The organism is Streptomyces sp. NPDC004788 (assembly GCF_053601115.1).
This window is the reverse complement of sequence record NZ_JBSGBF010000058.1, coordinates 1-13030: the sequence shown is the minus strand read 5'-3', so window position 1 is coordinate 13030 and position 13030 is coordinate 1. Positions and strand designations below refer to the sequence as shown.

Here is a 13030-nt window from a genome sequence, read left to right as displayed (position 1 = left end):
CAAGTGCAATCGGGCCGAGGGGGGCGACCGCATCGACGACCCCGTCTGGTTCACCTCAGTGGCCGTACGGGACGTAGCCGGCTACGAGATCGTCCGCCGTGACACCGCCCGCAATGAGCACGAGGTCACCACGGCTGCCAACAGCAACGACATCGCACGCGACCTCACCATTCGGATGGCCGCCCGCGACTTCCCCAGCCAAACAGGCAGGTCGGCAAGGACTAAAACACGGCCCAGAGCTACCTACTCAGACGGTGACTGCGCCTGAGACGCTGTGACGCGCATGCGTAGCTCAGCAATCCACGATGCGCGTTCAGGCACCCCCGAACGCTCCCGCCGGGGCCGGTCGTTCATCGATCACCCGCAAGGTCGAGATCACGCTTGGGGGCCTCGGTAAGACCCTCGACCGACCGGGGCCGACGCCACGGGTCCGCAATCGGATGGGACACCGCGCGCCACCACGGCTCCCCCGGCAGCGTGCCCGCCGGCTCGAACGGCTCACCCGGCCGCGGGAACGCCACCGCCTGGCCGGCCTCCTCGGCCTCGTACTTCGTCCACTCCCCCGGCTCCGCCCACGGGTGGGGGGCCAGGTTGAAGGTGCCCCAGTGGATTGGCAGCAGCACGCCGTGCGGGCCGCCGCCCTGCAGGTCGAGGTGGGCGCGCAGGCCCTCGGCCGGGGTCATGTGGATGTCGGGCCAGTACTCGGAGTAGGCGCCGATCTGGATCATGGTGGCGTCGAAGGGGCCGTGGGCCGTGCCGATGTCCTTGAAGCCGGGGAAGTAGCCGGTGTCGCCGCTGTGGTAGATCCGGTGCGCGGGGCCCTCGACGGCCCAGGAGGCCCACAGGGTGTGCTGCTGGTTGCGCAGGCCGCGGCCGCAGAAGTGGCGGGCGGGGGTCGCGGTGAGGCGCAGGTCGCGGACGGTGGTGGACTCGTTCCAGTCGAGCTCGCGGATCCGGGCGGCACAGACCCCCCAGCGCTCCAGGTGCGCGCCGACGCCGAGCGGCACCGCGAAGACGGTGTCGGTGCCGGCCAGCGCCTTGATCGTGGGCAGGTCGAGGTGGTCGTAGTGGTCGTGGGAGATCACCACGACGTCGACCGGGCCGAGGGCGGCGAGCGGCACGGGGACCGGGTGCAGCCGCTTCGGACCGACGAAGGCGAAGGGCGAGCAGCGGTCGCCCCAGACCGGGTCGAAGAGCACCCGGTGCCCGTCGATCTCGACGAGGACGCTGGAGTGGCCCATCCAGGTGAGCCGCAGCCCGGTGGCCGGCGGCCGGGCGAGGTCGGCCAGGGTGGTGGGGTGCACGGGGATCCGGCCGGCCGGGGCGCGCTTCGCCCGGGCCTCCTTCTCGAAGTACACCTTGGCGAATTCGACGGCCCCGCCGGACGGCCGGTGCCGGGCCGGCTCGGGGTTGACGAAGACCCCGTCGGCGAAGTTCGGGGAACGGAGGATGCGCTCCCAGCGCTCCCCCGCCGCGTCGGCGCCGAAGGCCGCGGGGCGCAGTGCGCGCAGCCGTGCCCGCAGCGTGTGGTCGGAGCCAGTGCCGGTCACGAGACCTCCTGAAGTCGAGGATCTCCCCATTATGGGCGGCTCGCGCCGTGCCGCGCCGGGGCCCGGGTCCCAGGGGGCACCTTGCCGGGATTTGCCCCGGTCGCCCACTGGGCGGGGCTGGGGCCCCCAGCCCCGCACCGCCGGGATTTGCCCCGGTCGCCCACTGGGCGGGGGCGGGCCCGTCCTCCCAGCCCCGCCGCCGGGATTCGTCCCTGTCACCCACCGCGCGGGGGGGGGCAGCCCCCAGCCCCGCTCAGCACGCCAGGGCCAGCGGCGGGCGCCACACCCGGCCGTCACCGGCGATGCCCGGCGTGGGCGTGTACGACAGCGGTACGACGTGGGTGGCGGCCGCGGCCTCGTTGCGGGTGCCGAGCCAGAGGTCGATGATCTGCCACGGGCGGCCGTCGAGCACGGCGACGGTTCTCGGCTGGCCGCCGCAGCTGTTGCCGTTGAAGACGCGGCGGCCGTAGGCGGGTGCGTTCCAGCCGACGTTGCCGGGCGCGGTCCAGCCGGAGTAGAGCGAGGGCGCGGTGGCGTAGCCGATCGGAGTGCCGGCGCAGTAGCCGCAGGCGTGGTCGGCGTACGTGAGGACGTAGTGGCGCTGTACGGGGTCCCAGTAGCCGCCCGGACCCTCGACCTGGCTGAGCCCGGCGATCTTGCGCACGCCGACGCCGTGGCCGCCGGTGCCCCAGAGGTCGAGTTCCTCGATGTCGAGCTCGGCGCTGCCCACGTGTGTGCAGACGAGGGCGGGCCGGCCGCCGGGGGCGCCGGACGCGATGAAACCGAAGTCGCCGTTGCCGGTGCAGAAGGAGAGCGCGGGCTTGTGGTACGAGCCGTTCGGGGTGACGCCGGGTCCGCAAGGGCCGGCCGCGGAGGCGCAGCCCATCGCGTTGTAGGCGTTCTTGCGGTCGACCGAGTAGTGGCGGGGGCTGTTGAACCAGAGGACGAAGACGCCGTCGTTCTCGCCCCATCCGGTGCGGCGGATCATCCGCGCGTTGAAGCAGCCCTGCCCGGTGCCGCCGCAGGTGTCCTGCCACGACGTGTGGGTCCACGGGTCGACGGAGTCGGGGTCGAACAGCGGTCTCGGGGTGCTCCAGGGGCCCTGCGGCGCCGACGCGGTGGAGACGCCGAAGCCGCACCAGGGCGTGGGCGCCACGTACCACCGGAAGCCGCAGCCGTACATCGTTCCGTACATGTAGTACGTGTCGCCGAACTTGGCGATCTGGGCGTCGTGGAGGTCGAGTCCCGAGATGGTGAAGGCGGCCGGGGGCGCGAGGGCGCGGTCGCCTCGCGCGGGCGTGTCGGCGTGGGCGGTGGCCGGCAGCGCGGCGAGGAGCGCGGTCGCGGCGAACAGCAGGCCGAGAAGGGCGACATGGGCGCGACGTACATGCACGAGTGATGATTATCAGACAAATCATCAGATTTCGTTCCGGACCGCGCGTGTCGTGGGTCGCCGTGGGTGAACGCGCGGAGGGCCACCCGTTTCACCGACGCGGAGGCCGCGGGGGGCTGGACGGCGCTCGACCCGTTCTTCCCGTACAGCAGCCATGTCCGCACCGCGCCTCACCGCGCCTCACCGCACCGCGCCTCACCGCACCGCGCCTCACCGTGCCGCGCCCCGGCGCCTACCCGCCCCGGCGCCTGCCCGCCCCGGCGCCCGCCCGCCCCGGCGCCCGCCCGCCCGCTCGCGCGGTGCGACGGCCACATCGGCTTACGTCCACCTGTTGACGCTGCCGCCGTACGACGTGTTCGCCGGGGGCGTCCTGGAACGCGTCCCGGCGAACACTCCGTGCTGAGACGCCCGCTGAGGCGCCGCCTGCAGCGGCGTCAGAGCGGCAGCAGATCCGGGCGCTTGGCCTCGACGTGGTCGCCGGAGCTCTCGCCGCGCAGCCGGCGCCCGATCCACGGGACCAGGTGCTCCTTGGCCCAGTGGATGTCGTCCTTGGTGACCTCCAGGGCGCCCCGCGGCGGCAGCGGCGGCCACGGCTGCTCCGGGTCGGCCGGCACCGGCAGGCCGAGGACCTGGGCGGCGCGCATCGCGACCCGGGTGTGGCCCTCGGGCGAGAGGTGCAGCCGGTCCTCGTCCCAGGCGCGGCGGTCCTGGACGGACCTGAGCGACCACAGGTCGAGCACGGGGCAGCCGTAGCGGTCGGCGATGGCCCGGACGTGCCCGTTGTACGTGGCGATCTTGCCGCGCAGGTGCTTGAGGAGCGCCACTTCCTTGGTGTCGAAGCCGGTCGTCACCATGACGGTGCCGACGGCGGAGGTCAGGTCGGCGACGGCGCGCTCGAAGCGCTCGGCGACGTCGTCGGGGTCGGTCCCGGGGCGGATGATGTCGTTGCCCCCGGCGCAGAAGGTCACCAGGTCCGGGGCGAGTTCCTTCGCCCGTGGGACCTGTTCCGTGACGATCTGGTCGAGAAGGCGCCCCCGTACGGCCAGGTTGGCGTAGCGGAAGGCGTCGTGCTCAGGCAGCTGGTCGGCGAGCAGGACCGCGAATCGGTCCGCCCAGCCGACGAAATTCCCGTCGGGCCCGGGGTCTCCCACGCCCTCGGTGAAGCTGTCACCGATCGCCGCGTACGACCCGAATGCGTTCTTGTCTCGTGATCTCGAATCGTCTGCCACGGGAACTCATCTTTCCCTTATGGGTGTGACCTACGCGACCGTAAGGAGGGGTTGACGGCGGGTGACATATGCCACCTGGTAAAGATCACGTCAATCAGGAATAAGCGAAGCCCCGGCACTGGCTCGTGCCGGGGCTTCGCACTGACTGTTCGTCAGAGGCGTCAGATGTTGACGCCGTGCTGGCGCAGCGCGGCCAGCGGGTCGATGTCGGAGCCGTAGTCCGGCCCGGTGCGCATCTCGAAGTGCAGGTGCGGTCCGGTGACGTTGCCGGTCGCGCCGGAGAGGCCGATCACCTGGCCGCCGGTGACGGTCTGGCCGGCGCTCACCGAGATGGAGGAGAGGTGACCGTACTGGGAGAAGGTGCCGTCGGCGTGCTGGATGACGATCTGGTTGCCGTAGGCGCCGCCCCAGCCGGCGGAGTAGACGGTGCCGGGGCCGACCGCGTGGACGGCCGTGCCGGTGTCGGCGATGAAGTCGACGCCGGTGTGGTAGCCGGAGGACCACATGGAGCCCGGCTGCTTGTACGGGGTGGAGATGCCGCCGCTGACCGGGACGACCCAGCCGGAGGAGGTGGTCGTGCCGGTCGACGCGGAGGACGACGCGGCCGAGGTCGGGGCGGCGGCCGGGGCGGAGGTGGTCGCGGCGGAGCGCTCGGCGCTGCGCGAGGCGCGCTGCTCGCCGCCGGCCTTGGCCGCGTGGGCCTTGGGCGCGTGGGTCTTTGCCGCGTGGGGCTTGGCGTGGCCCTTGGCGCCGAGGGTCAGCTTCATGCCGGGCAGGATCAGCGAGGGGTTCTCGCCGATGACCTGGCGGTTGTCGCGGTAGAGCTTGTGCCAGCCGCCGGCCAGGTGGTGCTCGGTGGCGATCTTCGACAGGTAGTCGCCGCGGACCACGGTGTACGCGACCGGGGCGGCGGCGTGGGCCTGGGCGGGGGTGACGGCGGCGGGGGTGACGGCGGCGGGGGCCACGGCGGCGACGCGCTGGTGCGCGACGGCGGGAGCGGCCTGCTCGGCGGCGTGGGCGCCGGTCGCGCCGATCAGCGGGAGCGCGACGACCGCGCCGCCCGTGCCGGCGGCGACGAACCCGCGGCTGATCGGGTTGGCCTTGGGACGGCGGTGCTTACCCTTCGCGGGCATGGCGAGTTCCTCTCCGTCGCCTGCGAGGTGAGCTGTCGGGTTCGGACTGGAGATGTCCGGCCGCGCGGTCGCGCGGCTTCACCCCGAGCCGTCCTTCGTGGGTGCTGCGTCGAGGGATCGGCAAAGTACCTGGGTCCCCCGCTCCTGCCTGACACGGGTGGGTGCGGATTCCGGGCGGCGGCAGGATTCGGCGGTCCGTCCGGATTGAGCGCGACGCTAGACGAGCCGGGCCGACGGGAACAAGCCACGGTTTTTCGGCCACTCTTGATCGCGCCCCGATCGCGCGATATCCGGCCGGAATTCCGGTCACCCTGCGCGATGACGGACCCTCGATTTCCCTTTCCGCGAGGGAATTTGAAAAAGACGATCAGCCACGGTCCGTCACGTTTATGACGCTGCTCACGCCCCGATTCCCATCTCCCCTGCAACCAGGGCGCGTTATCACCAAACCCGCAATACGGACAGATCACCCATTCCCGCCCGAGGGGGTATGCCCGGGGCTACCGAGCCTGGATGATTGCCCCAGGAACCGATCTCGAGAGACCAGGAGCAACCTTGACGCAAGCGACCACCGAGCCCGAGCTCGCCGGCGTACGCAACTTCCGTGACCTGGGCGGGCTGCCGACCACGGACGGCCGGGAGGTGCGCCCCGGGCGCCTCTTCCGCAGCGGTCACCTGGCGCACGCCACCCCGGAGGACACCGCGTTCCTCACCACCCTGGCCCTGCACACGGTGTTCGACTTCCGAAACGACGCGGACCGGAAGGTCGAGGGGCCGGACGTGGACCTTCCGGGGACACGGAACGTGAACATCCCCCTGAGCGACCCGGCCGACGGCAAGGAGTTCTGGAAGCTGGTGCGCACGGGCGACCTGGCGCAGCTGCGCGAGCTCCTGGCGGACGGCAGGGCCGCGGCCCGGATGTCCGGTTCGTACCGGAAGATGATTGTCGAGAAGACGGCCGAGCACAGCCGGATCCTGCACGCGATGGCCGAGGACAGCGTCCCCGTCCTGATGCACTGCGCGGCCGGCAAGGACCGCGCGGGTCTGGCGATCGCGATATCCCTGCTGGCGCTCGGCGTCGAGCGCGAGGCGATCGAGGCGGACTACCTGAAGTCCAACGCCCCGCACCGCCGCTACAAGGTGCAGCGCAGCTCCACCGCCCCGGACGCCATGTCGCCGGAGGTGATGGAGCTGCTCGCGCCGCTCTTCGACGCGCGGGTGGAGTACCTGCAGGCCGCCTTCGAGGCGATCGAGGCGACCTGGGGCTCGGTGGACGCCTATCTCGCCGAGGGCCTGAGGCTGGCCCCGGAGACCCGGGAGCGGCTGCGCGAGCGGATGCTCACGGAGGCGTAGGGGCCGCCTTTCCGGTTGCCGGTCGGCTACTTCGCGCCCATCGCGAAGAGCAGGTAGAGGAAGGCGGCGAAGAGGTGGCCGGCGACCAGATAGGCGAAGAGCCGGAGCACCAGGCCCTTGGGGAACTTGCCCTCACCGCGCTCCTCGCCGGTGACCGGTACGGACTTCTCGGACATGTCGGTCCTTTCTCGACCTCAGCAGATCTCAGCGGCGGTGCGGGGTCCCGTCGCCGAGGCACAGCTCGGCGGCGGGGCTCTGCATCAGGGTGTGGACGAACAGCAGCTCCGCCCCGGCCTGGGTGGCGGCACCGATGCGGTGCGGGGTGAGCGAGTCGAAGTGGGCGCTGTCCCCGGGATCGAGGACGTGCACCGCCTCGCCGAGCGCGAGCCGCACCCGGCCTTCCAGGACGTGGATCCACTCCTCGCCGGGGTGGACGCGCACGATGTCGGCGCGGGTGGCGTACGGGACGTGGACCCGCAGGCACTGCAGGGCGCGCCCGGCGCCGCCGGCCTGGCGGTAGATCCAGCCGTCGGCCTCGACCGGCTCGGAGCGGCCGGCCCGGACGACCGGGTCGCGCTCCGGCGGCGCCTCGCCGAGCAGCTCGGAGACCGTCGTACCGTAGATACGGGAGAGCGCGAGCAGCATCGGCAGTGAGGGCTGCCGGTTCCCGGTCTCGAGCCGCGACAGATGGGCCGGTGAGAGTCCGGCGCGCTGGGCGGCCGCCTCCAGGGTGAGCCCGCGCCTTCGGCGCAGGGCCCGCAGCTGGGGGGCGACGTCCGGTACGGCGTCGGTGACGTGGTCCATGCGTCCATTGCGCCAGGCTTGTGCCTCTGAGGCAACTTTCTTGCCTCAGAGGCAAAACCGCTCGACGCGATGCGGTCAACCGCCTTCAGCGCACGTTCAGCGCTGTGCCACGGCCTGCTTGACCAGCGTCTTTCCGAAGTCCCACAGGAGCCCGCCACCCCCGTGCGCGTCGTCCATGACGGCCGTGAAGGCGGTCACGAAGCGGTCGACGTCCGTCTCGTCGATGATCAGCGGCGGGATGAGCTTGATCACCTCCAGGTGGTCGCCGGACACCTGGGTCAGGATGTGGTGGCGCTGGAGCAGCGGCACCACGACCATCTGGGCGAAGAGACCCTTGCGGGCCGCCTGGAGCATGGTCCAGCGGCTGCGCAGGCCGAGCGAGGACGGCCGGCCGAACTCGATGCCGATCATCAGACCACGGCCGCGGATCTCCTTCAGCAGCTCGTAGCGCGGTACGAGCTCGCGCAGCCGGGAGGCGAGCAGGTCGCCGGTCCGGCGGACGTGCGCGACGGTGTCCTCGGCCTCCATCACCGCGAGCACGGCGAGCCCGGCGGCCATGGCCTGCGCGTTGGAGCCGAAGCTGGCCGAGTGGACCAGCACCCGGTCCATCGAGGAGTAGACCTTCTTGAAGATCCAGTCCTTGCCGAGGGTGGCGCCGACCGGCACATAGCCGCCGGAGAGCGCCTTGGCGACGCACACCAGGTCGGGCTCCACGCCGTCCTCGTGCTGGTACGCGTAGAAGTCGCCGGTCCGGCCGAGGCCGGTCTGCACCTCGTCGGCGATCAGCAGCGCGCCGTGCCGGTGCAGCAGCTCCTGGGCGGCGCGCAGGAAGCCGGGCGGCGCCTCCTGCACCCCCTTGCCCTGGACGGGCTCGACGACGAAGCCGGCCACGTCTCCCCTGCGCAGCTCCCGCTCCAGGGCGTCGAGGTCGCCGAGCTCGATCGCCGTGTCGGGCAGCAGCGGCGCGAAGCCGTCCCGGAAACCTTTCTCCCCGTTGACGGAGAGGGAGCCGGTGGTCAGGCCGTGGAAGGCGTGCGCGCAGTAGACGATCCTGGGCCGACCGGTGGCGTACCGGGCGAACTTCAGGGCCGTCTCGACGGCCTCCGTCCCGCTGTTGCCGAAGAAGACCCGGTCCAGGTGCGGGCTGTGCGCGAGCAGCCGCTCGGCGAGCAGTCCGGGCAGCGGTGGGCAGTCGAAGCGGGTGAGGTCGGCGAGCTGTGCGTCGAGGACGTCGTGCAGCGCCTTGCGGACGACCGGGTGGTGCCGGCCGAGCCCCATGACGCCGAAGCCGGCGAGCATGTCGAGGTAGTCGTTGCCCTCGGCGTCCCAGAAGTGCGCGCCCTCGGCCCGGACGTACGTCCGGTCGAAACCGATGGTGTGGAGCATCCGCGGGAGCTGGTGGTTGAGGTGGCGGGCGTGCAGCTCGTAGCGCTCGCCGCCGCGCTCGGCCAGCAGCGCCCGCAGGTCGAACTCGCCGGTCATGACGTGGTGTTCCCACCCACGGTCTCGCGGATCGCGCGCAGCGACTCCTTGAGGGAGCCCATGGTGGCGAGGACGGCGGTGGGCTCGTAGCCGCAGTGCGCCATGCAGTTGGCGCAGCGCGGGTCCTTGCCGCGGCCGTACTTGTCCCAGTCGGTCTCCTCGATGAGTTCGCGGTACGTGGGGACGTAGCCGTCGCTCATCAGATAGCAGGGGCGCTGCCACCCGAAGAGCGAGTAGTTGGGGATCGCCCACGCGGTGCACGGGAAATCGGCCTTGCCCTCCAGGAAGTCCAGGAAGAGCGGCGAGTGGTTGAGCCGCCAGCGCCGCCGGTTTCCGCCCGCGAACGCCTTCCTGAAGAGTTCCCTGGTCTGTTCGACGCCGAGGAAGTGCTCCTGGTCAGGGGCCTTTTCGTAGGCATAGGCGGGCGAGATCATCATTTCGTCGACCTGGAGGTCGTCGTTGAGGAAGTTGAGCACCTCGATGACGGTCTGCGGGGTGTCGGTGTTGAAGAAGGTCGAATTGGTGGTGACCCGGAAGCCGCGCCGCTTGGCCTCCTTGATGGCCGCCACCGCCTCGTCGAACACGCCCTCCTTGGCGACGGATTCGTCGTGCCGCTCGCGCAGTCCGTCGATGTGCACGGCGAAGGCGAAGTACGGGGAGGGGGTGAAGTCGTCGAGCTTCTTGCGCAGCAGCATCGCGTTGGTGCACAGGAAGACGTACTTCCTCTTCGCCACCAACTGGCGCACGATCTCGTCGATCTGAGGATGCATCAGCGGTTCGCCGCCGGCGATGGACACCATCGGCGCGCCGGACTCCAGGACGGCGCCGACCGCCTGCGCGACCGGCATCCGCTGCTTGAGCACGCCCGCCGGGTGCTGGATCTTGCCGCAGCCCTCGCACTTGAGGTTGCAGGCGAACAGCGGCTCCAGCTCGACGATCAACGGGAACTTGTCCCGCTTGCGGAGCTTCTGTTCGAAGAGATAGGTCCCGACCCGGATGGACTGACGGAGCGGCATGGCCATGACTCGGCTCACCTCCTGGGGAGCAGCAAAGAACGGTGCCATTCGAAGAAAGCGGGAAGGACGGCACGGAGAACGCGGAACGCCGATATTCCCCCGCGTACGGTGCCGATCCGGACCAGTTCATGTTCTGGAGCGTCCACGACCACCCGGACGGCCGCAACCGGGCGGGCTCCGGCGCCGGTCGCGGTGCGCAGCGTGGCCGCGGACTCCATGTCGACGGCGATGGCCCCGCCGGCCCGCAGCGCGGCCCGCTCGGGGCCACGGACCACGTGGTCGGAGCCGGTCAGCGGGCCGGTGTGGACGGTGCGCCCGGGCAGGGCGCGGGCGAGCGCCTTGACGAGCAGCTCGGTGCCGACACAGGGGGTGGCACCGTCGGCGTCGCGGGTCTCCTCGGCCACGACGATGTCGCCGGGGTGCATGCCGGGGGCGAGCCCGGCGCAGAAGCCGGAGGCGATGACGGCCGCGTCCCGCCAGGGCTCGCGGGCCAGCGCCCGGGAAACGCCCCGGCGCGCGTGCGCCGGCCCCATCCCGGTCCGCACGACCGCGAGCGGCGCGGGCGCCCCGCCCCGGTCGCCGCTGCGCAGCGCCAGCTTCTCGATGCCGAGCGCGCAGGCGACGATCAGCGGCGGCACGACGGGCCCGCCCCGCGGCACGACTCCGCCGGCCCGGGCCCTGGCGGGGTCTCCCGCGGCCCGTGCGGGGCCTGCCGCGGCCCTGGCGGGGTCCCCCGCGGTCCGTGCGGGGCCTGCCGCCTCGGGCCCTACGGAACCGCCGGCCCCGGCCCGTACGGCCCGTACGTCGCCGCCCTCGCCCCGTACGCGGCCGTCCCCGGTCCCGGGCCTCGTGGCGTCCTCGGGGACTCTGGGACCCTCAGGGGGCGGTTCCTGGGTCATCCGGTACCCTCCCGGCCGTGCAGGACGGGCTCGCCGTTCAGGTAGCGGCCGAGCGCGGTGAGCGGGAAGACCTGCCGGTAGAGGTGGTAGTTGATGGAGAAGTCCCACGGGAAGCCGGTGCCGGTGAAGTAGGGCTCGTCCCAGGAGCCGTCCGCGCGCTGCCGCTCGACCAGCCAGCCGATCCCGCGCCGGACCGCGTCGGAGTCCCGCTCGCCGGCCGCGAGCAGGGCGAGCAGCGCCCAGGCGGTCTGGGAGGCGGTGGAGGTGCCGCGGCCGATCCACTGCGGCATCCGGTACGAGCGGAGGTCCTCGCCCCAGCCGCCGTCCTCGTTCTGCACGGACACCAGCCAGCCGGCCGCGCGGCGGATCGCGGGATGGGTGCGGGGCAGTCCGGCGGCGACGAGGGCCGGGACCACCGAGCCCGTGCCGTAGACGTAGTTGACGCCCCAGCGGCCGAACCAGGCGCCGCTGGGCTCCTGTTCGGCGAGCAGCCACTCGACGCCCCGCCGGGTGCGCGGGTGGTCGGCCTTGCCCTCGTGGGCGAGCATCTCCACCACATGGGCGGTGACGTCGGCGGACGGCGGGTCGATGACCTCGCCGAAGTCGCAGAACGGCAGCCGGTTGGGGAAGGCGCTGGTGTTGTCGGCGTCGAAGGCGCCCCAGGCGCCGTTCCTCGACTGCATGCCTGCGGTCCACCGGGCGCCGCGGCGGACGGCCGCCTCCACCCGGTCCGGTTCGGGGTGCTTCACCCGGCGCAGCGCGAGGATGACCTCGGCCGTGTCGTCGATGTCCGGGTAGTTGTCGTTGTGGAACTCGAACGCCCAGCCGCCCGGCGGGAGTTCGGGCCTGCGCACCGCCCAGTCGCCCTTGCGCGTGACCTCTTCGCCGAGCATCCAGTCGGCCGCCCTGACCAGCGCCGGGTGGTCCGGCGGCAGGCCCGCGTCGGCGAGCGCGATGGTGGCGAGGCAGGTGTCCCAGACCGGGGACTGGCACGCCTCGATCATGCGGGCGCCGTCCTCCCGGGTGACCGCGAACCGGTCGAGCGATTCGAGGCCGGCCCGCATGACGGGGTGTTCCAGGTCGTAGCCGAGCAGGTGCAGGGCGATGACCGAGTAGACGGCGGGCGGCTGGATGCCGCCCCAGCAGCCGTCGTTCTCCTGCCGTTCGACGATCCAGCGGGCGGCCACGTCCATGGCGATCTTCCGCAGCCGGCGCGGGGCGACCTTGCGGTAGAGGTGCAGGCCCTTGTCGACGCGCTGGAAGAAGCCGTCCCAACTCAGCACCCGGGCCGGCGGCTTGACCGGATTCGGGCGGGCCGGGTCGGTGTGCAGTTCGTCGAGCGGGAAGGGGGCCGGCCGCACCGGCCGCTTGGCGGAGACGACGGTGAGCGGCACGATCGTCTGCCGGGCCCAGCAGCCGAAGTCGTAGAGGTTGAGCGGGAACCAGCTCGGCAGGAAGACCAGCTCGGGCGGCAGCTCGGGCAGGTCGTCCCAGCGCCACCAGCCGAAGAGGGCGAGCCAGATCCGGGTGAAGACGCGGGCGGCGGCGATGCCGCCCCGGTCGCGGATCCAGGCGGCGGCGCGGGCCATGTGCGGGGCGTCGGGCAGGTCGCCGGCGAGACGCAGCGCGACGTACGCCTCGACGGTGGCGGAGAGGTCGCCGGGCCCGCCGTAGAAGGTGGCCCAGGTGCCGTCCTCCTGCTGCTCGCCGCGGATGAAGAGGGCGGCGGCGCGGGTGGTGTCGGGGTCGAGGATCCCCAGGAACTGCCGGAGCAGCAGGTCCTCGGCGTCCATGGTGACGTTGGTCTCCAGGTCGCCCTTCCACCAGCCCTCGGCGTCCTGGCGGCCGAGGAGGTGGTCGACGGATCGTTCCGCCGCCCGCTTGGCGGCCTCGTCGAGCCCGCCGGTGAGGGTGTCGGTGGTCGTGTCGCTGGCCGCGGCTGCCGCCCGGGGTCCCATGGCCCCGGCGCTTCCGTCGGTCGTCGCTGTCATGGCTTCCCCTTCATGCAGTCGGTAGTGCGTAACGCGTACTTCTGCCTTCTCGGGTCTGCCGTCGGGGGGGGGCGGGGGGGGCCCGCCGGCGCCGGGGCCGCCGTAAAAGAGAGGGGGTGTTTATATATTACCGAAGACACCCAAAAAAGCCCGTTCCCGGAGATGGTGGCGGGCCCCGGC

The 13030-nt window shown here is 72.0% G+C and carries 11 protein-coding genes, 2 pseudogenes and 1 riboswitch; of the genes and pseudogenes, 3 read left to right on the top strand and 10 right to left on the bottom strand.

Annotation, left to right across the window (positions count from 1 at the left end):
• Positions 1-34 precede the first annotated feature (34 nt).
• Positions 35-268: pseudogene (locus tag ACWEJX_RS23785) on the top strand (hypothetical protein); the annotation flags it as partial.
• Between the two features lie 82 nt (positions 269-350).
• Here ACWEJX_RS23785 and ACWEJX_RS23780 read toward each other — a convergent pair.
• On the bottom strand, positions 351-1580 hold the full coding sequence (locus tag ACWEJX_RS23780) for an MBL fold metallo-hydrolase (RefSeq protein ID WP_451609426.1): 1230 nt from the start codon (positions 1578-1580) through the stop codon (positions 351-353).
• A gap of 223 nt (positions 1581-1803) precedes the next feature.
• A complete protein-coding gene (locus ACWEJX_RS23775) occupies positions 1804-2943 on the bottom strand; it encodes a hypothetical protein (protein ID WP_451609425.1) in 1140 nt (379 codons plus the stop codon).
• Between the two features lie 90 nt (positions 2944-3033).
• Here ACWEJX_RS23775 and ACWEJX_RS23770 point away from each other — a divergent pair.
• Positions 3034-3346 (top strand): annotated as a pseudogene (locus ACWEJX_RS23770) (STM4011 family radical SAM protein); the annotation flags it as partial.
• A gap of 31 nt (positions 3347-3377) precedes the next feature.
• On the opposite strand, the gene ACWEJX_RS23765 reads toward ACWEJX_RS23770, so the two are convergent.
• A complete protein-coding gene (locus tag ACWEJX_RS23765) occupies positions 3378-4172 on the bottom strand; it encodes an SGNH/GDSL hydrolase family protein (RefSeq protein WP_451609424.1) in 795 nt (264 codons plus the stop codon).
• A gap of 161 nt (positions 4173-4333) precedes the next feature.
• A complete protein-coding gene (locus ACWEJX_RS23760; RefSeq protein WP_451609423.1) occupies positions 4334-5305 on the bottom strand; it encodes a M23 family metallopeptidase in 972 nt (323 codons plus the stop codon).
• Positions 5306-5309: 4 nt separating this feature from the next.
• A riboswitch (cyclic di-AMP (ydaO/yuaA leader) is annotated at positions 5310-5475 on the bottom strand.
• A gap of 343 nt (positions 5476-5818) precedes the next feature.
• Between ACWEJX_RS23760 and ACWEJX_RS23755 the strand changes: the two genes are divergently transcribed.
• Positions 5819-6658, top strand: a complete 840-nt coding sequence (locus tag ACWEJX_RS23755; protein WP_451609422.1) for a tyrosine-protein phosphatase — start codon at positions 5819-5821, stop codon at positions 6656-6658.
• Between the two features lie 26 nt (positions 6659-6684).
• On the opposite strand, the gene ACWEJX_RS23750 is transcribed toward ACWEJX_RS23755, so the two are convergent.
• From ACWEJX_RS23750 to shc, 6 genes are all read right to left on the bottom strand, one after another.
• Positions 6685-6834, bottom strand: a complete 150-nt coding sequence (locus ACWEJX_RS23750) for a DUF6126 family protein (RefSeq protein ID WP_389206824.1) — start codon at positions 6832-6834, stop codon at positions 6685-6687.
• Between the two features lie 28 nt (positions 6835-6862).
• Entirely contained in the window at positions 6863-7462 is a 600-nt protein-coding gene (locus ACWEJX_RS23745) for a helix-turn-helix domain-containing protein (protein ID WP_403789738.1), read from the bottom strand.
• 96 nt (positions 7463-7558) lie between these two features.
• Positions 7559-8944: an aspartate aminotransferase family protein gene (locus tag ACWEJX_RS23740; RefSeq protein WP_451609421.1), complete on the bottom strand. Its 1386-nt coding sequence runs from the start codon at positions 8942-8944 to the stop codon at positions 7559-7561.
• Positions 8941-9966, bottom strand: coding sequence for an adenosyl-hopene transferase HpnH (gene hpnH, locus ACWEJX_RS23735; RefSeq protein WP_451609420.1), 1026 nt, complete (start codon positions 9964-9966; stop codon positions 8941-8943). The genes ACWEJX_RS23740 and hpnH overlap by 4 nt, the downstream gene beginning before the upstream one ends.
• Positions 9967-9974: 8 nt before the next feature.
• Positions 9975-10619 carry a phosphorylase family protein gene (locus ACWEJX_RS23730; RefSeq protein ID WP_451609419.1) on the bottom strand — a complete coding sequence of 215 codons (645 nt, stop codon included), beginning with the start codon at positions 10617-10619 and terminating at the stop codon, positions 9975-9977.
• A 236-nt stretch (positions 10620-10855) separates the two neighbouring features.
• Positions 10856-12850 (bottom strand): squalene--hopene cyclase, encoded by a 1995-nt coding sequence (gene shc, locus ACWEJX_RS23725; protein WP_451609418.1) that lies wholly within the window; start codon positions 12848-12850, stop codon positions 10856-10858.
• Positions 12851-13030: the final 180 nt, after the last annotated feature.